This is a genomic window from Sphingomonas paludis (assembly GCF_053502515.1).
Genome location: NZ_CP187558.1, coordinates 2,477,743 through 2,499,914 on the forward strand (window position 1 = coordinate 2,477,743; position 22,172 = coordinate 2,499,914).

The 22,172-nt window shown below is 66.3% G+C and carries 24 protein-coding genes and 1 tRNA gene; 9 read left to right on the forward strand and 16 right to left on the reverse strand.

The window, feature by feature from the left end:
- Positions 1-3: 3 nt before the first annotated feature.
- Complete coding sequence (locus tag ACPVPU_RS11910; RefSeq protein WP_448658160.1) at positions 4-315, reverse strand: GIY-YIG nuclease family protein; 312 nt, start codon at positions 313-315, stop codon at positions 4-6.
- A 131-nt stretch (positions 316-446) separates the two neighbouring features.
- Here ACPVPU_RS11910 and ACPVPU_RS11915 point away from each other — a divergent pair, with 131 nt between their 5' ends.
- Complete coding sequence (locus tag ACPVPU_RS11915) at positions 447-2,066, forward strand: NAD(P)/FAD-dependent oxidoreductase (protein ID WP_448658161.1); 1,620 nt, start codon at positions 447-449, stop codon at positions 2,064-2,066.
- Positions 2,067-2,088: 22 nt separating this feature from the next.
- Here ACPVPU_RS11915 and ACPVPU_RS11920 read toward each other — a convergent pair whose 3' ends face one another.
- From ACPVPU_RS11920 to ACPVPU_RS11930, 3 genes are all read right to left on the reverse strand, one after another.
- Positions 2,089-2,898: a ferredoxin--NADP reductase gene (locus ACPVPU_RS11920; RefSeq protein WP_448658163.1), complete on the reverse strand. Its 810-nt coding sequence runs from the start codon at positions 2,896-2,898 to the stop codon at positions 2,089-2,091.
- Between the two features lie 144 nt (positions 2,899-3,042).
- Positions 3,043-3,117, reverse strand: a tRNA-Gln gene (locus tag ACPVPU_RS11925).
- A gap of 57 nt (positions 3,118-3,174) precedes the next feature.
- Positions 3,175-4,269: a branched-chain amino acid aminotransferase gene (locus ACPVPU_RS11930; protein ID WP_448658164.1), complete on the reverse strand. Its 1,095-nt coding sequence runs from the start codon at positions 4,267-4,269 to the stop codon at positions 3,175-3,177.
- Positions 4,270-4,384: 115 nt separating this feature from the next.
- Here ACPVPU_RS11930 and ACPVPU_RS11935 point away from each other — a divergent pair, with 115 nt between their 5' ends.
- Positions 4,385-4,891 (forward strand): MarR family transcriptional regulator, encoded by a 507-nt coding sequence (locus tag ACPVPU_RS11935; protein WP_448658165.1) that lies wholly within the window; start codon positions 4,385-4,387, stop codon positions 4,889-4,891.
- Positions 4,892-4,939: 48 nt separating this feature from the next.
- On the opposite strand, the gene ACPVPU_RS11940 is transcribed toward ACPVPU_RS11935, so the two are convergent.
- The 8 genes from ACPVPU_RS11940 to ACPVPU_RS11975 all read right to left on the reverse strand — a co-directional run bounded on the left by ACPVPU_RS11940 (position 4,940) and on the right by ACPVPU_RS11975 (position 12,916).
- The gene (locus tag ACPVPU_RS11940; RefSeq protein WP_448658166.1) at positions 4,940-5,566 is read right to left on the reverse strand and encodes a hemerythrin domain-containing protein; all 627 of its coding nucleotides are present in this window, start codon (positions 5,564-5,566) and stop codon (positions 4,940-4,942) included.
- A 100-nt stretch (positions 5,567-5,666) separates the two neighbouring features.
- Complete coding sequence (proC, locus tag ACPVPU_RS11945; RefSeq protein WP_448658167.1) at positions 5,667-6,461, reverse strand: pyrroline-5-carboxylate reductase; 795 nt, start codon at positions 6,459-6,461, stop codon at positions 5,667-5,669.
- Positions 6,458-6,961 carry a YbjN domain-containing protein gene (locus ACPVPU_RS11950; RefSeq protein ID WP_448658168.1) on the reverse strand — a complete coding sequence of 168 codons (504 nt, stop codon included), beginning with the start codon at positions 6,959-6,961 and terminating at the stop codon, positions 6,458-6,460. The genes proC and ACPVPU_RS11950 overlap by 4 nt, the downstream gene beginning before the upstream one ends.
- 108 nt (positions 6,962-7,069) lie before the next feature.
- Positions 7,070-7,363, reverse strand: a complete 294-nt coding sequence (locus ACPVPU_RS11955) for an accessory factor UbiK family protein (protein WP_448658169.1) — start codon at positions 7,361-7,363, stop codon at positions 7,070-7,072.
- A 24-nt stretch (positions 7,364-7,387) separates the two neighbouring features.
- The gene (locus ACPVPU_RS11960; protein WP_448658170.1) at positions 7,388-7,942 is read right to left on the reverse strand and encodes a TspO/MBR family protein; all 555 of its coding nucleotides are present in this window, start codon (positions 7,940-7,942) and stop codon (positions 7,388-7,390) included.
- A gap of 26 nt (positions 7,943-7,968) precedes the next feature.
- Positions 7,969-11,070 (reverse strand): efflux RND transporter permease subunit, encoded by a 3,102-nt coding sequence (locus ACPVPU_RS11965; protein WP_448658172.1) that lies wholly within the window; start codon positions 11,068-11,070, stop codon positions 7,969-7,971.
- The gene (locus ACPVPU_RS11970; RefSeq protein WP_448658173.1) at positions 11,070-12,119 is read right to left on the reverse strand and encodes an efflux RND transporter periplasmic adaptor subunit; all 1,050 of its coding nucleotides are present in this window, start codon (positions 12,117-12,119) and stop codon (positions 11,070-11,072) included. Before ACPVPU_RS11970 ends, ACPVPU_RS11965 begins: the two co-directional genes overlap by 1 nt.
- Before the next feature lie 59 nt (positions 12,120-12,178).
- Entirely contained in the window at positions 12,179-12,916 is a 738-nt protein-coding gene (locus tag ACPVPU_RS11975; RefSeq protein WP_448658174.1) for a TlyA family RNA methyltransferase, read from the reverse strand.
- A 124-nt stretch (positions 12,917-13,040) separates the two neighbouring features.
- On the opposite strand from ACPVPU_RS11975, the gene ACPVPU_RS11980 reads away from it, so the two are divergent.
- Complete coding sequence (locus ACPVPU_RS11980) at positions 13,041-13,697, forward strand: RBBP9/YdeN family alpha/beta hydrolase (protein ID WP_448658175.1); 657 nt, start codon at positions 13,041-13,043, stop codon at positions 13,695-13,697.
- Positions 13,698-13,706: 9 nt separating this feature from the next.
- On the opposite strand, the gene dxs is transcribed toward ACPVPU_RS11980, so the two are convergent.
- The 3 genes from dxs to ACPVPU_RS11995 all read right to left on the reverse strand — a co-directional run bounded on the left by dxs (position 13,707) and on the right by ACPVPU_RS11995 (position 16,649).
- On the reverse strand, positions 13,707-15,632 hold the full coding sequence (gene dxs, locus ACPVPU_RS11985) for a 1-deoxy-D-xylulose-5-phosphate synthase (protein ID WP_448658176.1): 1,926 nt from the start codon (positions 15,630-15,632) through the stop codon (positions 13,707-13,709).
- A gap of 92 nt (positions 15,633-15,724) precedes the next feature.
- A complete protein-coding gene (locus ACPVPU_RS11990) occupies positions 15,725-16,204 on the reverse strand; it encodes a Fur family transcriptional regulator (protein WP_448658177.1) in 480 nt (159 codons plus the stop codon).
- Positions 16,205-16,244: 40 nt separating this feature from the next.
- Positions 16,245-16,649: a MerC domain-containing protein gene (locus ACPVPU_RS11995; RefSeq protein WP_448658178.1), complete on the reverse strand. Its 405-nt coding sequence runs from the start codon at positions 16,647-16,649 to the stop codon at positions 16,245-16,247.
- Positions 16,650-16,802: 153 nt separating this feature from the next.
- Between ACPVPU_RS11995 and ACPVPU_RS12000 the strand changes: the two genes are divergently transcribed.
- From ACPVPU_RS12000 to ACPVPU_RS12025, 6 genes are all read left to right on the forward strand, one after another.
- Entirely contained in the window at positions 16,803-17,840 is a 1,038-nt protein-coding gene (locus tag ACPVPU_RS12000; protein ID WP_448658179.1) for a COX15/CtaA family protein, read from the forward strand.
- Positions 17,837-18,151: a divalent-cation tolerance protein CutA gene (cutA, locus tag ACPVPU_RS12005; protein WP_448658180.1), complete on the forward strand. Its 315-nt coding sequence runs from the start codon at positions 17,837-17,839 to the stop codon at positions 18,149-18,151. Before ACPVPU_RS12000 ends, cutA begins: the two co-directional genes overlap by 4 nt.
- Positions 18,148-18,954, forward strand: coding sequence for a hypothetical protein (locus ACPVPU_RS12010; RefSeq protein WP_448658181.1), 807 nt, complete (start codon positions 18,148-18,150; stop codon positions 18,952-18,954). The genes cutA and ACPVPU_RS12010 overlap by 4 nt, the downstream gene beginning before the upstream one ends.
- A 135-nt stretch (positions 18,955-19,089) precedes the next feature.
- Entirely contained in the window at positions 19,090-19,569 is a 480-nt protein-coding gene (gene rplM, locus ACPVPU_RS12015; RefSeq protein ID WP_448658182.1) for a 50S ribosomal protein L13, read from the forward strand.
- The gene (gene rpsI, locus ACPVPU_RS12020) at positions 19,569-20,093 is read left to right on the forward strand and encodes a 30S ribosomal protein S9 (RefSeq protein ID WP_448658183.1); all 525 of its coding nucleotides are present in this window, start codon (positions 19,569-19,571) and stop codon (positions 20,091-20,093) included. Before rplM ends, rpsI begins: the two co-directional genes overlap by 1 nt.
- Before the next feature lie 124 nt (positions 20,094-20,217).
- On the forward strand, positions 20,218-20,967 hold the full coding sequence (locus ACPVPU_RS12025; RefSeq protein WP_448658184.1) for a class I SAM-dependent methyltransferase: 750 nt from the start codon (positions 20,218-20,220) through the stop codon (positions 20,965-20,967).
- 20 nt (positions 20,968-20,987) lie between these two features.
- Here ACPVPU_RS12025 and ACPVPU_RS12030 read toward each other — a convergent pair whose 3' ends face one another.
- Positions 20,988-22,118 (reverse strand): DUF1176 domain-containing protein, encoded by a 1,131-nt coding sequence (locus tag ACPVPU_RS12030; RefSeq protein ID WP_448658186.1) that lies wholly within the window; start codon positions 22,116-22,118, stop codon positions 20,988-20,990.
- Positions 22,119-22,172: the final 54 nt, after the last annotated feature.

Here is a 22,172-nt window from a genome sequence, read left to right on the forward strand (position 1 = left end):
TCGCTATTCCGTTCGCGCTGAGCTTGTCGAAGCGCTGTCCTTCCCTTTGGCCAGCCGCGATACCTCCGCCCAGTCGCCGCGGATCAGCGCCAGCTTCTTGGCCCGGCTCCAACCCTTGATCCGCCGCTCGGCCTCCAGCGCCTCCAACCGACTTGGAAATTCCTGGCTCCACACCAGCTTGAAAGGCCGGTGGTCGCTGGCAAAGCCTGCCGGCTCGCCAACTTCATGCTCGGCGATGCGGCGTTCAAGATCGTCCGTATGGCCGACATAGAAGTAGCCGCCGTTGCAATGGAGCATGTAAGCCCAGAATGTCATGGTCCGTGGAGAGGAAGAAAGGCAGGGCTTCGACAAGCTCAGCCCGAACGGTTAAAGGGTACGCCACAAACAACACCGTTCGCGCTGAGCTTGTCGAAGCGCTGCCCTTTCTTGATGCTTGGCACCGCCCCATGATCCGCCTTTCCGGCCTCTCCCTCCCCCTCGATCACCCGCCCGAGGCGATTGCGCCTGCCATCTGTGCGCGGCTGGGCATCAAGCCCGCACGCCTGATCCGCCACACACGGTTCAAGCGCGGCAACGACGCGCGCAAGCGGACGGCGATCCAGCTGGTCTATACCTTCGATATCGAAGCGCAGGACGAAGCCGAAATCCTGACCCGGCTCGCCGGGGACAAGGATGTCCGCCCCACGCCAGACATGGCCTATCGCCCGCCGGTCGCCGCACCGCCCGGATGGTCGGGCGTCCGCCCGGTCGTCATCGGCGCCGGTCCGTGCGGCCTGTTCGCGGGCCTCATCCTCGCCCAGATGGGCTTCCGCCCGATCATCCTCGATCGCGGCAAGATCGTTCGGGAACGCACCAAGGACACCTGGGGCCTGTGGCGCAAGTCGGTGCTCGACCCCGACAGCAACGTCCAGTTCGGAGAGGGCGGCGCGGGCACCTTTTCCGATGGCAAGCTCTATTGCCGGGTGAAGGACCCCCGCCATCTGGGCCGCAAGGTGCTGGAGGAGTTCGTCAAGGCGGGCGCGCCAGACGATATCCTGTGGGAGGCGCATCCGCATATCGGCACGTTCCGGCTGGTCAGCATGGTCGAGAATATGCGGGCCGAGGTCGAGCGGCTGGGCGGCGAATATCGCTGGCAGGTGCGGGTCGACGATCTGGCACTGGAGCCCGGCAACGATGGGCGGATGCGCCTGACGGGCCTCCACCTGAACGACGGCAGCTTCCTGCGCGCCGATCATGTCGTGCTGGCCGTCGGGCACAGCGCCCGACCGACCTTTGAAATGCTGCACGCGCGCGGCGTCTATCTGGAGGCGAAGCCGTTTGCCATCGGGGTGCGGATCGAACATCCGCAGGGCTGGATCGATCAGGCGCGGTTCGGCCAGTGCGCGAAGCATCCGGATCTCGGCCCCGCCGCCTATTCGGTGGTCCATCACGCCAGCAACGGGCGCAGCGTCTATTCCTTCTGCATGTGCCCGGGTGGGCGCGTGGTCGCCGCGACCAGCGAGGAAGGCCGCGTCGTCACCAACGGCATGAGCCAGTATAGCCGCGCCGAATTCAACGCCAATTCCGGGATGGTCGTGCCGATCGATCCGGACCGGGACTTTCCCGGCGGGCCGCTGGCGGGGATCGCATTGCAGCGGCGGCTGGAGGATGCGGCCTTCGTCGCGGGCGGCAGCAACTACAACGCGCCGGTTCAGCGGGTGGCGGACCTGCTGGCCGACCGGCCCTCGACTGCGATCGGCGATGTCGTGCCCAGCTACAAACCAGGCGTCACGCCCACCGATCTGCGCGCCTGCCTGCCCGATTATGTCATCGATGCCTTTCGCGAGGCACTGCCCGTGTTCGGGCGGCGGATCGCGCGGTACGATCATCCCGACGCGATCATGACCGGGGTGGAGACGCGCACGTCATCGCCCGTCCGCATCCGGCGCGACGACAGCCTGCAAAGCCTGAACGTCGCCGGCCTGTATCCGGCGGGCGAAGGTGCTGGCTATGCCGGCGGAATCCTGTCGGCCGCGATCGACGGGATCAAGGTTGCCGAGGCGGTGGCGGCGGGGCTGGTACGATAACCCCGCCCCGTCCCGTCGGGGTTCAGCCGACGAAGGCGCGTTCGATCACATAATGGCCGGGATGCGAATGGGCACCCTCGGTAAAGCCCATTTCCTCGAACCGGACCGCGAAATCGCGAATCATCGCCATCGAACCGCACATCATGATCCGGTCGGTTTCGGGATCGAAATGCGGCGCGCCGCTCAATCCCTGATGCAGCCGGCCGGCCGCGATCAGATCGCCGATGCGGCCCTGGTTGCGGAACGGCTCGCGGGTAACGGTGGGGATATAGTGGAACTGGTTGACCGAACGGTCGCCGACCAGCGGATCGTCGGCCAGCCGCGCCTCCAGCATGTCGTGATAGGCCAGATCGACCACGCGGCGCGCGGAATGGACGATGATCAGTTCGTCGAACCGGTCATAGCTGTCCGGCTCCCGCGCGATGCTCATGAACGGGGCCAGGCCGGTGCCGGTCGACAGCATGAACAGCCGCTTGCCCGGCAGCAGCGCATCGGGAACCAGCGTGCCGGTCGGCTTCTTGCCCAGCAAGATCTGGTCGCCGGGCATGATCCGCTGCAACCGAGAGGTCAGCGGGCCGTCCTGCACCTTGATCGACAGGAACTCGATTTCCTCGTCCCAGGTCGGCGATACCATCGAATAGGCGCGCAACAGCGGCTTGCCGTCGACCATCAGGCCCAGCATGACGAACTCGCCCGCCGTGAAGCGGAAGCTGGCCGGGCGGGTGACGCGGAACGAAAATTGATGTTCGTCCCAGTGATGCACCCAGGTGACCGTTTCGGCGTGCAGATTGGCGGGCACATTGGCAGGCGGATTGGCTACGGCGCTGGTCACTGATCGGCTCCCGGTCTGACGCTTTGAACCGGCGCGTCGCTTTCACGACGACGCAACAGGCCCAAAACATGCACCCTGCCCGATCCGGATGACCGGGCGGATGCGGCAATCATGCAGTCTTCCCGTCCTGAAACGGGCGGAAATTGGCTGGGGCGGCAGGATTCGAACCTACGAATGCCGGTACCAAAAACCGGTGCCTTACCGCTTGGCGACGCCCCAGCATGGCGACAGGGCGCGGTCTCTAGCCGGATGCGCGCCCCTCGTCAAAGGGTAGGTTCAGAGGATGCGTTCGACCCATCCATGGGGGTCCGGCGCCTCGCCCCGCTGGATCGCCACCAGCCGTTCGCGGATCGACTGGGTCACCATGCCCGGCCCGCCATTGCCGATGCGGAAATCGATCCCCTGTCCCCGGACCGATCCGATCGGCGTCACCACCGCCGCCGTGCCGCAGGCAAAGGATTCGCGCAGTCGCCCCGACTGGCTGTCATCCCGCCACTGATCCAGCGAATAGCGTTCCTCGCGCACCGCGATGCCCATGTCGGCGGCCAGGGTCAGGATGGCATCGCGAGTGATGCCGGGCAGGATGGTGCCCGACAGCGGCGGCGTGATCATGCTGCCGTCGTCGAACACGAAAAACGTGTTCATGCCCCCCAGTTCTTCGATCCAGCGCCGTTCGACCGCGTCCAGGAAAACCACCTGATCGCATCCCTGGTCGATCGCCTCTGCCTGCGCGACCAGGCTGGCAGCGTAATTGCCGCCGCATTTCGCCGCACCGGTGCCGCCGGGCGCGGCCCGGCTGTAATCCTGGCTGACCCACAGCGACACGGCCGGGGCGCCGCCCTTGAAATAGGCGCCAGCAGGCGAAGCGATGACGCAGTACAGATATTCCTTTGCCGGGCGGACGCCCAGGAACACTTCGGACGCGAACATGAACGGGCGCAGGTACAGCGAACCGCCCTCGATCGCAGGGATCCAGTCGCGGTCGACCGACACCAGCTGGCGCACCGATTCCAGGAACAACTCGGTCGGCAGCGCGGGCATGGCCAGCCGTTCCGCCGATTGCTGGAACCGAAGCGCATTGCGATCGGCCCGGAACAGCGTGACGCCGCCGTCGGCCGTCCGGTACGCCTTCATCCCTTCAAAGATCTCCTGCGCATAATGCAGCACCGATGCCGCCGGATCCAGCGCGATGGGCGCCCGCGCCTGCACCGCCGCGTCGTGCCAGCCGCGACCCTCGCTATACCGGATCGTGACCATGTGGTCGGTGAACAGCTTGCCGAAACCCGGATCGGCGATCATCGCCGCCCGCTGATCGGCGGGCACAGGCGCGGGATGGGGTTGGATGACGAGCGTTGGCAGTTCCGGCTGCACCCCGATTTCCTTTCCATGGCACGTTCGACGCTGCGGCGCGGACGAGTGGAGTTTTTGTCGTCCGGCCCGCAACACGGGTTGCGCTGGCTTAGGCGGGGTGCCAATTTAGGTCAACATGGCTGGCCAAACCGCACCCGATCCCTTTCGATCCGCATCGCCGCTGTTCCTGCGCGAACAGGAAATCCGGCGCGGGGTCGAACTCCTCTATTTCGGCTATAGCCACCTGACCCGTTCCATCGACGAACGCCTGGCTGAGCAAGGCCTTGGCCGGGCGCACCACCGCGCGCTCTATTTCATCGCGCGGCAACCGGACCTTAGCGTCAGCCAGCTGCTCGGCCTGCTGGCCATCACCAAGCAATCGCTCGGCCGGGTGCTGGGTGAACTGATCGAGCGGGAGCTGGTCGAGATGCGCGCGGGCGACCGGGACCGTCGCCAGCGGCTGCTTCGCCTGACCCAAGGCGGCAAGGCGCTTGAAAGCCAGTTGTTCGAGGCTCTGCGCGAACGGATGGGCAGTGCCTATCAGAGCGCGGGCCAGGGTGCGGTCGGGGGTTTCTGGGCAGTGCTGGAAGGATTGATCCCGGCGGGCGAACGCGACCGGGTGGACGCGCTGCGCCACGAATGACCCCGTGCCGGTGCGCCCGGCACGGGACCATTATCGGGAACCGGTCGATCAGGCGACCTTGAACCCTTCCTTGTTCATGGCGGCGAACAGCTGCTTGTTCGTCGCCTCATCCAGCTGCGCCTTCAGCTTGGGGAACAGATCCTGCTCCTCCTCACGCATGTGGTCGGCGATTTCTTGGCGGAACTCGCGCAGCGTCGTGATGAACGCCGGGCTGTCCTTGGCCATCTGGTCCAGCCGGAACAGAAAGTCCTTGGTCATCGCATGTTCGCGCGACAGTTCGTCGAATGCCGCCCGCTCGCCTGCCTCGCGCAGCGCGGGATAGATCACATTCTCTTCCTCGACCGCATGTTTGGTCAGGGCGTGCTTCAGCTGCGCCAGCAACATCGTGCGGCGGCCGACCGCAGCGTCGGGCGTGGCCTCCATGGCGTCGAAAAGCTTCAGAACCGCACGGTGCTCGACCGCCAGCGCCTCCGCCCAATCGGGCGCCATCGCTGACGGCGCCTGCACCGCCGCCTTGCGGCCCAGCATCGCCGCCACGCCCAGCGCCGCACCGGCACCGATCGCACCTGCGATGACGGTGAAATTGTTCAGACCCTTGTCGTCCGATCCCGTGGCCTTGGCGCTGCGCTTGGGCTGCGGCCGGGCGTCGGCACTGCGTTCCTTGGTCGTGGTCATGGCATCCTCCTGTCCAGGGTAGTGAACAGGGCAACCCATTGGCGTGGCAAAGGGTTCCCGATCGCAACGCCGCGCCGGGCCAGCCCGACGGCGATGGCGGTCAGATCAGGGCGGCGAGCTCCCGGTTGCGCCGTTCGGCGGCTGCAAGCGTGCGTTCGACCAAACAGGCAAGCGCATCGTCCCCGTCCAGCACGTCCAGCCCCGCCCGCGTCGACCCCCCCTTGCTGGCCACCCGGTCGGCAAGCGCCGCCGGGTCCAGTTCCGATCCGGCAGCGGCCATCCCGGCCCCCGCCACCGTCGCCCGCGCCATGCGCAGCGCCTGCGCCCGGTCCATGCCCAGCCGTTCCCCGGCACCGGCCAGCGCATCGATAAAGCGATAGACAAAGGCAGGGCCGCTGCCCGCCAGCGCCGTGGCGGCATCGAACAGCGTCTCGTCCAGCCATTCGACCAGGCCCAGCGGCGCCATCAATTCCGCCACCGCCCGATGCTGGGCATCGTCGATGCTACTGCTGGTCAGGGACACGACACCCTGGCCGATCGCGACCGGCAGGTTGGGCATGGCGCGAACCACCGCACCGCCGCCCAGCGCCTCGATCAGGTCGGCCTCGCGAATCCCGGCCAGGATCGACAGGATCAGCGGTGCCCGGCGCAGCGCATCGCCATGCGCGTCCATGACGGTGCCTAATTGCTGCGGCTTGACCGCCAGCATCACCGCATCGAAGCGCGCGTCGGGCGAAAAACCCCGCGCCTGGGCGATGCCGGTCGGCAGGGCGCGGTCGGCGGTGTTGATGACAAGCAGTTGATCGGGGTCCAGCGTGCCGCTGGCCAACCAGCGGTCCAGCATGGCCCCCGCCATCGCCCCGCATCCGACCAGCGCCAGGCGGGAAAGCGTCACGCCTCGCCCTGGGTCTCGATCATCGATGCGGCAATCGCTTCGCGGGGGGATTTGCCGCCCCACAACACGAACTGGAACACCGGATAAAAGCGTTCGCATTCATCGATGGCGCTTTCGACCAGCAATTCGGCCTGGGCCAGGGACAGCGTGCCCCCCTCACCTGCGTCGATCATCGCTGCGTGGCGGTACAACAGGATGCCGGACGACGACCATAATTCGAAATGGCCGACCCACAATTGTTCGTTGACCAGCCCGATCGTCTCGTACAGCGCCGCTCGCCGTTCGTCGGGGACGCGGATGTCGGGAAAGGCCAGGAACTGCAGGACGCCGTCGTCCGCCCGCCAGATGGCCCGCAATTCGAACTCGGTCCAGCTGCCCTTGACCTTGGCGACGATCTCGTCCTCGTCGCGCTCATGGCTCCAGCCATGGGCGGCATAATAATTTTCGAGCATTTCGATCGGAGCCGTGTCGTCACGATCGAAATCGGGTTCTTCAAGCATGGCGCGTCTTAGTCCCCGCACGGATCACCGTGCAAGGGGGTGCCAAGGGGCGCGCCCCCCGGCAAGCCTTGTCGGCCCGTCGGGGGGAAAAAGCTGTGGACAAGCCGGTCAGGCGGCCGGACCTTCGCCGCTCGGACTGGTTTGCGCACCGTTAAGCGCGGCCAGTTGCTGTTCCAGCGCCTCGACCCGCGCCTTCAGCGTATCGGCCTCGTCCCGCGCGGCGGTGGCCATCGCCTTGACCGCGTCGAACTCGTCGCGGTTGACGAAATCCAGGCCGCCGATCCAGTCGCGGGCACGCTCGCGGGCGGCAGACTCGCCCTCGCGGGCCATACCGGCGATGGTTCCGGCCGCGCCGTTCATGAACTTGACGAAATCGTCGATCAGCTTGTTGTCGGACTGCATGGCCTGAATCTTCCCGATGGTGGTTCAGGGAATGATTTGGGACGAGCCCTTCGAAATCACAAGGGTTTCCGCATCGGGGTTCAGCCGGTCGAACTGATGGTTCAGGATGGCGGCAAAGCTCAGCCAGACCAGATAGGGCACCATCAGCCATGCAGCGAGCGACCGGATCCGGCCGAATGCAAGGGTGGTGGCGATGGCCAGCGCCAGGATAATCAGGATCACCCAGAACGCTGTCGTCACCTGATGCATCCCGAAAAACAGCGGCGACCAGGTCAGGTTCACCGCCAGTTGCAGCGCGAACAGCCCGATGGCGATGCCACGCCCCCGTGCCCCGCGTGCGTGCAGGATCACCGCGATCGCCAGCCCCAGCAGGACATAGAGCGTACCCCAGGCGACGCCGAACACCCATCCGGGCGGCGTGATGTCGGGCTTTGCCAGTGCCTGATACCAGGGATTGTCCGCGCCAGACGGCACCAGCCGCCCCGCGCCCAGGCCAAGCAATACGACCAGTGGAACCGTAACCACCGCCCAACGCAGAAACGACAACTGCAACTGGCCCTTGGAAGCGATTTCCTGCAACGCTGATCCCTCTCGGTCTTTTGGGGTTATTCCGCGGGCTGTGCCTCGCCCAGCGCGGCGTCAAGCTCGCGGCTCACCGCTTCGGGTGACTGGGTCCGCTTGGCCAGGCGGCTGTAGAGCAGCGGGATCATGAACAGCGTGATGACCGTGGAAAAGAACACGCCGAACACGATGACGACGCCAATGGCCGACCGCGCCGCGCTGCCCGCCCCGCCGGCCAGCACCAGCGGCACGGCACCGGCAATGGTGGCGATGGAGGTCATCAGGATCGGGCGCAGCCGCCGGGCCGATGCCTCGCGGATCGCCTCGACGATCTCCATGCCCTCGTCGCGCAACTGGTTGGCGAATTCGACGATCAGGATGCCGTTCTTTGCCGCCAGCCCGACCAGCATCACGATGCCGATCTGGCTGTACAGGTTCAGCGTCTTGTCGAACATCAACAGGCCGATCAGGCCACCGGCCACGGCCAGCGGCACCGTGGTGATGATGATCGCGGGATGGACGAAACTTTCGAACTGCGCGGCCAGCAACAGATAGATGATGGCGATGGTCAGGCCGAAGACCAGCAGGATCGACCCGCCGGTTTCGCGGAAGGCCTGGCTTTCGCCGCGATAGCCGATGGCCAGCACCTCCGGCGACTGCCGGGCCTGTTCCTCCAGAAAGGTCAACGCCTCGCCCAGCGAGTATCCGGGCGCAAGGCCGCCCGACAGGGTGATCGAGCGCAGCTTGTTGAACCGGCCCAGATCGCGCGGGCCGGAAACCTCACGCGTGGTGACCAGGTTGGACAGCGGGATCAGCGTGTTGGACCGGCTGCGGACATAGATGGTGGCCAGATCGGTCAGCGTCGATCGATTGGACGGTTCCGCCTGCACGACGACATAATATTCCTCGCCCCGGTCGACATAGGTCGAAACGCGGCGCGACCCGAGCAGCGTCTGCAACGCGGCACTGACTTCCTGTACCGACACGCCCAGATCGCCGGCACGGGTCGTATCCACGTCGATGCGCAGCTGCGGCTTGGTTTCCTTGTAATCGGAATCGAGGTTGATGATCCCCGGATTGTTCGCCGCCGCCGCCAGGATCCTGTCGCGCGCCTCGACCAGCCCTTCATAGGTCGTGCCGGCGATCACCAGATTGAGCGGCTGGCCGCGCCCGCGCCCAAGGGCCGAGCGGACCTGCGAGTTGCCGCGCACCGCTGGAAGGGTCTGCAGGATGCCGTTGACCTGGTTGGCGATTTCCTGGGTGCTGGTTTCGCGATCGTCCCAGTGCTTCAAAAAGATGATGAACGCGGCGCTGTTGAAATCGTCGCTGGCACCGAAGCTGCCGGGTACACGCGTGATGATGTTGCGTACCGCGCCTTGGTCCAACAGGGGTAGCAGCTTGGCCTGAGCCTCCAGCGCGTATTTGTCCATCTGTTCGAAGCCGGTACCCTCCGGCGCGTTGATATTGGCGAACAGCCCGCCCTGATCCTCTGGCGGCACCAGTTCGGACTGGATGAAGGCAAAGGACGCGCCGCCCAGTCCCAGAAAGGCAGCGACGATGATCGCGGTCAGCACGGGCTTGCGGATCACCCCGTCCAGCCGGCGGCCATAGGCGTTTTCCAGTTTCTGGAACTGGCGGTCGACCCAGCCGGTAACCCGCCCGCGCTTTTCCTTCTTCAGCATTTTCGAGCAGAGCATCGGCGTCAGCGTCAATGCCAGGAAGCCCGAAAAGGCGATGGCGCCGATCATCGCCACGGCCAGTTCGCGGAACAACAGCCCGGTCTGACCCGCCAGGAACATGACCGGCACGAACACCGCACAGACCACCAAAGTCGTTGAAATGACGGCGAAACCGACCTGACGCGTCCCCTTGAACGCGGCGACCAGCGGCGGTTCGCCCTGTTCGATGCGGTGATAGACGTTTTCCAGCACGACGATCGCGTCGTCGACCACCAGGCCAATGGCGAGCACCATGGCCAGCAGGGTCAGCAGGTTGACCGAATAGCCGACCATCCACAACACGGCGAACGCGCCCAGCAGACAGATGGGCACCGTCACCGCCGGGATGATCGTCGCGCGCCACGATCCCAGGAACAGGAAGATGACGGCCACCACCAGGATCGCCGCCTCGCCCAGCGTATGATAGACCTTTTTGATCGCCTCGCCGATGAACAGCGAATCGTCCGATCCGACCGTGATCGTCATGCCCTGCGGCAGGTCGGGCTTCAGATTCTCCGCCAGTTTCTTGGCTGAATCGGCCACCGCCAGCGTATTCGCGCCGGACTGCCGGACAACGCCCATGCCGACCGCAGCCCCGCCGTTCAGCCGGAAGCGGTTATAGGGATTTTCGGCCCCGACCTCGACCCGCGCCACATCGCCCAGCCGGACCAGATACCCGTCCGGCCCGCGCCCGACGACCAGCCCCGCGAAACTCTGCGGCGAACCGAAGGCGCGATCGACGCGCAGCGTGACGTTCTGCTGCGTCGATTCCAGCCGGCCGGCGGGCAGTTCGACATTCTGGCTGCGCAGCGCGTTTTCGACATCGCCGGTGGTCAGCTGAAATGCCGCCAGCTTCTGGGAATTAAGCCACACCCGCATCGACGGGCGCGCATCGCCGCCGACGAACACCCGCGCCACGCCGTCGATGGTCGCAAACCGGTCGACCAGGTTGCGGTTTACGTAGTCGGACAGTTGCAGCGGCGTCCAGCCGGGGCGGGACACGACCAGGAACATGATCGGCGATGCGTCGGCATCCACCTTTCGCACTTCCGGCGCGAGCGCCTCTTCCGGCAGATCCTCGGTCACGCCGCCGATGCGGTCGCGCACGTCGTTCGCAGCGGAATCGACATCGCGGTTCGGGCGGAACTCGATGGAAATGCTCGACTGGCCGTCGCGCGAGGTCGAGGTGATGGTCTGGATCCCCTCGATCCCGGACAACGCATCCTCCAGCGGCTGGGTGATGCGCGCCTCGATCACCGTGGCGGCGGCGCCGGTGTATACGGTTTCGATGGAAACGATCGGCGGGTCGGTATCGGGATATTCGCGCACAGACAGGCTCATGAACCCGACAATGCCGAACAGCGTCAACAGGATGGACAGCACCGCCGCGAAAACGGGACGCCGGACGGACAGGTCCGACAACTGCATCAGTTGACGCCCGTTCCCGCCGCCGCGGGCGATGCCGCCGCCTGTTCCGGCCCGGACAGGCGGACCTGCTGGCCATCGGCCACCTTGACCACCCCTTCGGTGATCACGCGCGACCCGGCGGGCAGGCCGGACAGGATTTCAACCTTGCCATTCTGACGGATGCCCGTTCGCACCGGCACCCGTTTCGCCTTGCCGCCATCGACGACGAACACGAAATTCTCATCGCCATCGCCGACGATCGCCAGTTCGGGGACGGCCGATGCGGTGCGGGCCGATGCCTCGATTACCACGGTCAGCAGCATGCCGGGTTTCAATCGCGCATCGGGGTTGGGGATTTCCGCCCGCACCGTCACGGCGCGGGTTTCGGGGTTCACCAGCGCATCGATCACGTCGATATTGCCGCGGAACAGCTCATTCGGATACGCCGCCGCCCGCGCCTCGATCGGCTGGCCCTTGCGGATCGCCGACAACAGCGTTTCGGGAACCGAGAAATCGAGCTTGATGACGGACAGGTCGCTGATCGTCGCCACTTCGGTGCCCGCGCTGACGATGGCCCCGGCGGAAATGTTGCGCAACGACACATAGCCCGAAAAGGGTGCGCGAAGCACCCGGTCGCCGATCGATGCCCGCGCCTCGGCTGCCTGTGCCGTCGCCTGTGCCGCAAGTGCGGTCTGCGCGTCGAGCGCGCTTTGGGTCGCGAACCCGCGCTGACGCAGTTCCGACAGGCGCGCCAGCTGCTTTTCGGCCTCCGACGCCCGCGCCTGTGCGTTGGCCAGCTGGGCGGTTTCCTGACCGCGAGCCAGGACCGCAACCACGTCGCCGCGGCGAATGAAATCGCCATCGTCGAATGCCAGCCGCTCGATCCGTTCGGTTACCGGCGCCGCCAGCGTCACCTGTTCATTGGCGCGCGCGGTGCCGACCGCCTCGATCCGTTCGACAAAGCGTTCCTGGCTGACGGTCGAGGCAGTCACCAATGGCGCCGCCCGGCCCTTTGCCGCCGGCTCATCGCCAGAACAGCCCGCCGCGAACAGCGCGAGCATCAGGATCATGACTTTGTTCTGCATCGGTCCCATGGGCGCTATTCTGCTGAGTGACGTAACGCAAGCGCTCACAAATCGTTTCGCGCCGCAACCAGAAACTCAACATTTCCTTCCGGCCCCGTAATGGGGCTTTCCACCACACCCTGCACTGTCCAGCCGATGCTGCCAAGCCAGGTTTCTGTTGCAGTGCAAACACGAGCATGGACTTCGGGATCGCGCACCACCCCGCCCTTGCCGATTTCGTGTCGCTCCGCCTCGAACTGCGGCTTGATCAGGGCGACCAGCCAGGCACCCGGCGCAGCAAAGCCCATCGGCACCGGCAACACCTTGTGCAGCGCGATGAAACTGGCGTCGCAGACGATGGCACCGACGGGTTCGGGCACATGAAGCGGGGTCAGCACGCGTGCGCTCGTCTGTTCATGCACGATCACCCGGGGGTCCTGGCGCAGTTTCCACGCCAACTGGTTGGTGCCGCTGTCCACTGCATAGACCCGCCCGGCCCCCCGGCTGAGCAGCACGTCGGTGAAGCCGCCGGTGGAACTGCCGACATCCATTGCAACCACGCCGGCCGGATCGATGGCGAAGCGGTCAAGCGCATGGGCGAGCTTGATCCCGCCGCGCGACACCCATGGATGATCCCGTCCCTTGACCACAAGCTCGGCATCGCTCGCCACCTGCTGGCCCGGCTTGTCGATCTTGCGGTCGCCGACGAAGACCAGGCCGGCCATGACGAGCGCCTGCGCCCGGGTGCGGCTTTCCGCCAGCCCGCGGTCCGCGAGCAACTGATCGATGCGCAGCTTGGCCATCGCCGTCCTGTGCCAACGGGATCGACCAAACGCAAATCGACACCATCCAAACGCAAAGTTTATTGCCTATCGATTTGGTAGGAATAAGATTGCATCGACAACCAGGGGGTAACGGAGGAAGGTCATGACGATTTTCGATGGACGCGACCGGACAAGCCCGACGATCCTGACCGTACCGGGGCTGGACAATAGCGGGCCGGGCCATTGGCAGACGATCTGGGAACAGTTGCGCGGCGACACCCGCCGGGTCGAACTTGGCCTGTGGAACGCGCCGCAGCGCAATCCATGGGTAACCCGGCTGGACCGGGCGATCACCGAATCACCGGCGCCAGTCGTGCTCGTCGGGCACAGCCTCGGCTGCATCGCCATCGCCTGGTGGGCGACCATGGCCGCGCCGGACATCGTCGGCCGCGTGGCGGGTGCGCTGATGGTCGCGCCAGCGGATGTCGACTGGTCGGACCGACAGATGCTGCGCACCTTTCGCCCGATCCCGGTCGAGCCGCTGCCCTTTCCGTCGATTCTGGTCGCCAGCAGCGACGATCCCTGGCTGGATTTCGACCGCGCGCATCATCTGGCGACGCATTGGGGCAGCCTGTTCCACGATGCGGGCGCGCTCGGCCATATCAATGCCGACAGCGGCATTGGCAGCTGGCCGGAGGGGCAGGAACTGCTCGCCCGGCTGACCGACGGGTCGATCCACCGCACCGCCACGCGGCGCGTTCCGCCACGCTGGCGCTCGCTGCGGGGGGACGGATCGGGATTCGGGCTGGGCAGCGGCTGAGCCAGCCGATCAGGCCCTGGCCCCCGCCTCTGCCTCGGTCTCGTTCCAGCGCAGCGCCTTCAGCACGGTATCGACGATGTGCGGCGCGTTCAGCCCCGCCTCGTCATATTGCGCTTCCGGCTTGTCCTGATCCTGGAACAGGTCGGGCAGGCGCATGGTGCGCAGCTTGAGCCCCGCGTCGATCAGCCCCGCGTCGCTCGCCATGGTCAGCACATGCGCGCCCAGGCCGCCAATGGCGTTCTCCTCGATCGTCACTGCGACCTCATGCGTGGTCAGCAGGCGGCGGATCAATTCCTCGTCCAGGGGCTTGGCAAAGCGCAGGTCGGCAACCGTGGTGCTCAGCCCCTTGGCGTCCAGCACATCGGCGGCCTTCAACGCTTCGGACAGGCGCGTGCCGAGCGACAGGATGGCAACCTTCTTGCCCTCGCGAACCACCCTGCCCTTGCCGATTTCCAGCAGCTGCGGCTGCTCGGGCATCGGCACGCCGACGCCGTTGCCGCGCGGATAGCGGAACGCGATCGGCCCGGCGTCATATTCGGCGGCGGTATAGGTCATGTGGACCAGCTCCGCCTCGTCCGCCGCAGCCATCACCACGAAATTGGGGAGCGTCGCCAGATAGGTGACGTCGAAACTGCCCGCATGGGTGCAGCCATCGGCGCCCACCAGCCCCGCCCGGTCGATGGCGAACCGCACCGGAAGGTTCTGGATCGCAACGTCATGCACCACCTGGTCATAGGCGCGCTGAAGGAAGGTCGAATAGATGGCGCAGAATGGCCGCATCCCCTGCGCCGCCAGACCGGCGGCAAAGGTGACGGCGTGCTGTTCGGCGATGCCGACGTCGAACGATCGGCCTGGATGCGCCGAAGCGAACTTGTCGACGCCCGTCCCGCCCGGCATGGCGGCGGTGATCGCACAGATGCGCGTATCGGTTTCCGCCAGCTTCGCCAGCGTCTCGCCGAACACGTTCTGATAGGATGGCGGCCCAGGCGGCGCCTTGACCTGCGCGCCGGTGATCACGTCGAACTTCTGGACGCCGTGATATTTGTCGGCGCTGTTTTCGGCCGGGGCATATCCCTTGCCCTTCTTGGTCACGACATGGATCAGGCACGGCCCCTCGGCGGCATCGCGCACATTTTCCAGCACGGGGACCAGCTGGTCCAGGTCGTGCCCGTCGATCGGGCCGACATAGTAAAAGCCCAGTTCCTCGAACAAGGTGCCGCCCATCGCCAGGCCGCGGGCATATTCGTCGGTCTTTTTCGCGGCCTTGTGCAGCGGGCTGGGCAGCTTGCGCGCCAGCCGCTTCAGCGCCTCGCGCACCGACAGGAACTCGCGGCTGGACACGATTCGCGCGAGATAAGAGGACAGGCCACCGACCGGCGGCGCGATCGACATGTCGTTGTCATTGAGGATGACGATCAGCCGGTTGCCCGCCTGTTCGGCATTGTTCATCGCTTCATAGGCCATGCCCGCGCTCATCGCGCCGTCGCCGATGACCGCAATCGCCTTTCCGGGCTGGCCCGCCAGCTTGTTGGCGACGGCAAAGCCGAGCGCCGCCGAAATGCTGGTCGAGCTGTGGGCCGCGCCAAAGGGGTCGAATTCGCTTTCCGCCCGCTTGGTAAAGCCCGAAAGTCCGCCGCCCGTGCGCAGCGTGCGGATGCGGTCGCGCCGTCCGGTCAGGATCTTGTGCGGATAGCATTGGTGGCCGACGTCCCAGACCAGCCGGTCGCGCGGCGTATCGAACACATAATGGATGGCGACGGTCAGCTCGACCACGCCCAGCCCCGACCCCAGATGCCCGCCGGTCGTCCCCACGGCCGAAATCGTTTCCGACCGCAGTTCATCGGCCACCTGTCGCAGGTCGGCAAGCTTCAGCTTTCTCAAGGCCTCGGGCGTAGGAACAGTGTCGAGCAGCGGCGTATCGGGACGGTCGTTCATGATGGCGGTGTAATCTTTTATGGACACGCTGTCGATTGGGGGGATGCTATTGCCGGCACTTCCCCGTGGGACGCCCCCACGACGCTACGGCATCAATCGGTATCGCAGTCGCCGCACCGGCCCCGCACCTCGATCACCGGACGCACCGGGGCAAAGCCCGCATCGAGCGCGGCCGAACGGACCGAACGGGTGATGACATCGTCGTCCAGATGCGTCGCCTGTCCGCAATTGTCGCACACCAGGAAGATGCAGTCGTGCAGGCAATCGGGATGCGCATTGGCGACATAGGCATTCTGGCTTTCCACCCGCCGCGCCAGATTGGATCCGACGAACAGGTCCAGGATGCGATAGACGGTATTGGGGGCGATGCGCCGCCCCTCCCGCTTCGACACGGCATCGGCGATGTCATAGGCGCTGACGGGCTTGTCGAACCCTGCCAGCGCGGCGAACACGCTGGCCCGCATCGCGGTCCATTGCTCGCCAGAACGTTCCAGCTGGCTCTGCGCGGCTTCGGCCAGCGCATTGCCGCTGCGTTCCTGGTGATCGTGCCCGTGGGAATCGTTGCTGTGCATCGGCTGAAACCTAGTGACGCCGCCCGCGCGCGGCAAGCGATCAGCCAGCGGCCCGCCGGTTCAGGTCGTGACCCAAAGCGACGATCAGGACGCCCAGCACGGTCGCCGCCGCCTCTGCCGCACCGTGCGGCACGGTCAGCGCCCCTGCCATCACGCCAAGCCCGAACGCACCGGTCGCAACCGGCATCAGATATCCGTGATTGAGCGCACCGACGCCGAGGCCTACCGCGCCGAACAGGATCGCCAGCACCAGCCCCAGTTCGTGCAGATGGGGGCTGACAATGCCGCCACCGGCAGCGGTCAGCGCGCTGACCAGCATCAGGGTGGCGACGCAGTGCACGACGCACAGGCCGGATACGATGATTGCCAGCCGGTCGATGCCCGGCACCGCGCGCAGCCAGCCGGCGGTTCCGCCCTGGCCTGTCAAGATCGACTGAGTCGTCATCGTCGCTGCGATATAGAGGCGTCCTGGCCAAGTTACAATATATCATCTGTACGGCTGTTGCATTGGCCGTCCGGCGCGGTCGGGGGCGGCGTCCGGCCAGCACCGCCCTAGTGCCGCATTGCCCCATGCGGGCGTATCGCCTATCTGCCGGGCGTGTTGCAGCCCAGCTTGATCCCCCCCTCCGCCCGCCCCGCCGCCATTGCCCGCTGGCTCTGGGCGGTTGCCGCCCTGATCGTCCTGATGGTGCTGGTCGGCGGCATTACCCGGCTGACCGAATCGGGCCTGTCGATCACCGAATGGAAACCGGTATCGGGCGCACTGCCCCCGCTGAGCGAGGCGCAGTGGCAGGCCGAATTCGACCTGTACAAGCAGATCCCGGAATATCGGCAGCTGAACCAGGGCATGACCCTGGCCGAATTCAAGTTCATCTATTTCTGGGAATGGTTCCACCGGCTGCTGGGCCGGGTGATCGGGCTGGCCTTTGCCCTGCCGCTGGCGTGGTTTGCGGTTCGCCGAATGATCCCGCGCGGCTATGGCGTGCGGCTGGTCACGCTGCTCGCGCTGGGCGGGCTGCAGGCGGTGGTCGGATGGTGGATGGTGTCGTCGGGCCTCAGCGAGCGGACCGATGTCAGCCATTACCGGCTGGCCGCGCATCTGCTGCTGGCCCTGTTCATCCTGGGCGCGGTGGTGTGGACCGCGCTCGACATGCGGCAACTGGCCACCCGGCCCGATGCGCAGTCGGCACGGGTGACGCCGCTGGCGGCGGGCGTCGGGGCGGTGCTGTTCATCCAGCTGCTGTTCGGCGCCTATACCGCCGGGCTGAATGCCGGGCTGGTCACCGATCAATGGCCGCTGATGAACGGACGCCTGTTCCCGGCCGACGAATTTGCGATGCGCCCGCCGCTCGATGCCGTCTTCAACGATCCCTATGTCATCCACTTCATCCATCGCTGGTGGGCCTGGGTGGCGGCGGCGGCACTGATCGCGATGGCGGTGCGGGTGAAACGCGGCGGTAACCGGCCCGCCTCGATCGCCATTCACGCCATGCTGGGCATCCAGATCCTGCTCGGCATCGGCACGGTGTTGAGCGGCGTCAACCTGCACGTCGCGGCGACTCACCAGCTGGTCGGCGCATTGCTGGTCGCAGCGTTCGCCTGGGGCGCGCACAGCCTGGGCCGCAGCGCTGCGTGACCGGCGCGGTCCTGATCCGAACGACGCTGGACGATGCAATGCGGGCCGAATCGATTGCCCGCTCGCTGGTCGATGAACGGCTGGCCGCCTGTGTCCACATCCTGCCGCCACTGACCGCCATCTACCGCTGGCAGGGTCGGATCGAAACCGCGGAAGAAATCGGCCTGCTGGTCAAGACCGACGGTGCACGGGTCGAACGCGCCGTCGACAGGATCGCAGAGCTGCATCCCTATGCCGTGCCCGCCATCCTCTGGTGGCCCGTCGATGTCACCCCGACGACGACGGCATGGCTGGGCGAAAGCCTCGCATGATCCTGATGCTGATGGCGCCAGTGCTGGTCCAGGCGGCGGCGCAGCCGGCGGCACCCGCCTTCAACCCGCCGCTCGATGCCGACTGGCATTACCGCATCGAGGAAACGCGCGAAATGGGCGGCGAGATCGAACGGCATCGGCTGGATCGGACGCTGCGCTTTGCCCGCGACGGCGATGGCTATGCCGCGACGATGATCACCACCGCCGTGGACGGCGGCATCGGCAGCGGCCCAGGCGCGATGTTCGAAGCGACCATGGCGACCTTCATCGGCAATCCGGTGATCTTTCGCCTGGATGCGGGCGGCACCGTCGTCAGCATCGACGATCTGGCGGCGCATTACGGTCGCTGGAGCACGGCGATGATCGATCAGGGATTGCGCGAGACGCCGGGGAATCGCCAGTCGGCCGTGCGCAAGGCGCTGGGCGACCGGATCGCCGCCACGCCGCCCGCCGCGCAGCTGGCGTTTCTCGGGTCCATGCTCTCCGCCGTCCTCCCCTCCCCCGATCTGCCGCGGGTGCCGACCGCCGCCCAGCCGCTCGCCCAGCAGGGCGCGGGCGTGGCGTTGACCGGGGTCCGCCGCGCTTATCGCACCCCCGACGACCGGTTGGCGATCGAGGATCGGCTGGCTGGCACCGGAACCGGCCCCGCAGGCCCGTTCGAGATGCAGGTCAGCGAAACGCGCGAGCTGGATGCCACTGTCAGCATGCTGCGATCATCGGTGCGCGTCCGCCGCACCGTGACGGGCGGGATCGAACAGACGATCACGACCCGCACGACGGTCGATCCGGTGGCCATTCCCTAACCGGTATCCTGTTACCCGTCAGCAAAGCCGCACCTTCGCTTGACTTTCGCATCATTCTGCCCGATTGGGCCGCCATCGCGCCGCTCCGCCAACGGGCGGCGTTTATCGTTCAACCCGGATAAGGTCACAAAGCCCATGAAGGCGCTGTTGAAGACCACCAAGTCGGTGAAACCGGCCGAGGTGGAAAAGAAGTGGCATATCGTCGATGCCGAAGGCCTGGTGGTCGGTCGTGCGGCGACGATCATCGCCAATGTGCTGCGCGGCAAGCACAAGACCAGCTTTACCCCCCATGTCGATTGCGGTGACAATGTCATCGTCATCAACGCCGACAAGGTGCGCTTCACCGGCAAGAAGCTGGCGCAGAAGACCTATTACAAGCACACAGGCTATGCCGGCGGCATCAAGGAAATCACCGCAGCCAAGGTGCTGGACGGCCGCTTCCCCGAGCGCGTCCTGGAAAAGGCTGTCGAGCGCATGATCCCGCGTGGTCCGCTGGGCCGTCAGCAGATGCGCAACCTGCGCATCTACAAGGGCACGGAGCATCCGCACACGGCCCAGAACCCCGAAGTGCTGGATATCGCGGGCATGAACCGCAAGAACAAGGTGGGCGCATAATGACCGACAATCGCCAGTCCCTTTCCGATCTGGGCGCGGTCGTCCAGGGCCAGCCGCTGGCCGATGCGGACGCCGATGCCGGCACCCAGGCCCCGACCTACGAGCCGGCGCCGCTGCGCGAGCAGGAACTCGACGCCTATGGCCGTGCCTATGCAACCGGCCGCCGCAAGGACGCGGTCGCCCGCGTGTGGATCAAGCCCGGCACCGGCAAGATCACCATCAATGGCCGCGACCAGGAAGTTTATTTCGCGCGTCCCACGCTGCGTTTGGTCATCAACCAGCCGTTCGGCGTCGCCGAGCGCGAGGGCCAGTATGACGTGATCGCCACCGTCAAGGGCGGCGGCCTGTCGGGCCAGGCAGGGGCCGTCAAGCACGGCATCGCCCAGGCGCTGACCAAGTACGAGCCGGTGCTGCGCACCCCCGTCAAGCGCGCAGGCTTCCTGACCCGCGACAGCCGCGCGGTCGAGCGCAAGAAGTACGGCAAGGCAAAGGCCCGCCGCAGCTTCCAGTTCTCGAAGCGCTGATCGCTCGGCAATCGATGCGAATCGGGGCGGTCCGGCAACGGGCCGCCCCTTTTCGTATCGGGGCTTGCTTGACTTGATGATCAGGTCGGGTCACCTGCCCACCACCGCTTCGCATGGGAATGGCATGACGACCCGAGAGACGACCCAGTTCCTTCCCCTTGGCGATGCCGATCCATGGCCCGCCGGCATGAAGAAATCGCTGGGCGACCGGCTGTTCACCATCGCCTGGGGCGCGATCCAGTGGCCATGGCTGGCGCGCAGCCTGTCCGGGGGCAGCCGGGCGGCAAAGGCGAAGCTCCTGGCCGAACTGCGCCTGAATGACGACGCCCTTCCCAATCTGGGCAGCTGGAAGGCGGATACCGGCCTGTTGTCGCTGATCGTCGATCATATCCGCGACGAGCGGCCGAGCCAGGTGGTCGAACTGGGCATGGGTGCATCCAGCCTGATCATCGCCCGCGCGCTGCACCTGAACGGCGGCGGCCAGCTTCTGTCGATGGACCAGCATGGCGGGTTCGTGTCCGCCACCCGCGACTGGCTGGCCGAACAGGGGGTCTATCCCGACCTGCGTGCCGTGCCCTTTACCCGGGCGCCGGAACCCTGGCCCTGCATCTGGTACGACACCGGCACCCTGCCCGACCGGATCGACCTGCTGGTGATCGACGGTCCGCCCTGGACCATCCATCCGTTCGTGCGCGGCGCGGCAGAGGTGCTGTTCGACCGGATCCCGGTGGGCGGCACGATCCTGCTGGACGATGCCGCACGGCCCGGCGAGCGGGTGGTCGCCGCCCGCTGGCGCAAGCGCTGGCCGGATTTCCGGTTCGAACTGGTCAACCGGGGTACCAAGGGGACGTTGATCGGCAAGCGGCTGCGCTGACGCGGCCGGCCGTTTCCGCCTTATCCGGCGTCAGGACCGTCGCGCACCACGCGCGTGCGCCAGGTGGTGATGTAATCGATGCTGCCGCGGCATTCGCCCATCTCCACCTGTTCCGACAGGCGGAACCGGGTGCCGTCCCAGACGAAGCTCTGACCGATCCCGCAATCGCCGATGCCCCGTCCCTTGGCAAAGCTGGTCAGGACGCCGTCGGCAAAGCCTGCATTCACCAGCGCCTTCAACCCGTCCGGCCCACCCATGCCGATCTCGGTATCGAACTCGGCAAGCTTCGGCTCGCCGCCGTCCTGCATGACATAGACGAGCGACATCAAATTATAGGCACCCGCATCGCAGGGCAGCAGGATCAGCGTCGCGCCGCCGCCCAGCGGATAGGCTTCGGCCGCCGGCGGTTCGTCGATATATTCGGCGATGCCGCAATCCGCACTCTTGCGCAGCGCATCGACCCGCGCCTGATCCAGCGCCGCCGCCGTTCCTTCCGCACGGACAGCGCGGATCAACGGCAACACGCGAGCGGGCGGCGTGCCAGGGCCACCGCCCCGCGCGACGATGGCCTGGGCCGTTCCCGCCAGGCCCTGTTCGGCGTCGATATATCTGAGCGCCGCCGACAGGCCGGCCAGCGACACCGGATAGGCCGGGCCGTTGCGGCCAGCCACGGTCAGCACCGTGCCGTTCACCGCCTCCAGCGCGATGGTGCGGGCGGACGCATCGGTCAGCCGGATGGTCTGTTCGTCTTCGCGCTCGCCCCCGGCAGCCACGGTCTTGCCGTCCACCTGCACCGTCAGGGGCAGGCCAGGCAGGTCCTGGCCGGTAAAGCGCACCACCACCGCACCATCGGGAGCCGGTTCGCGGGCGATCGACATCAGCACGCTGGGAATTTCGCCATCCTCCGGCGCCAGGGCGACCGCCTTGCAGGCAAGCGCATTGTCGCACCCGACGGTCCAGTCGCGGAAGGTGCCCAGATTGCCCGGCCGCGGGCGCACCTTGCCATCGGGCTCGACCGCTGCGGTCACCGGATCCACGGCGTTCGCCATGATGTTGCCGTCGACCGGCTCCACCCCGTTGGCGGCAGGCGGCGCTTCGGTGCACGCGCCCAGCAGGGCCAGCAACAGGATCATTGGGAGGATGGATCGCATGGCCATCCTCTTATCGCGCTGGCAGGAACCGCAAAAGCCGCTATCTGACGGGAA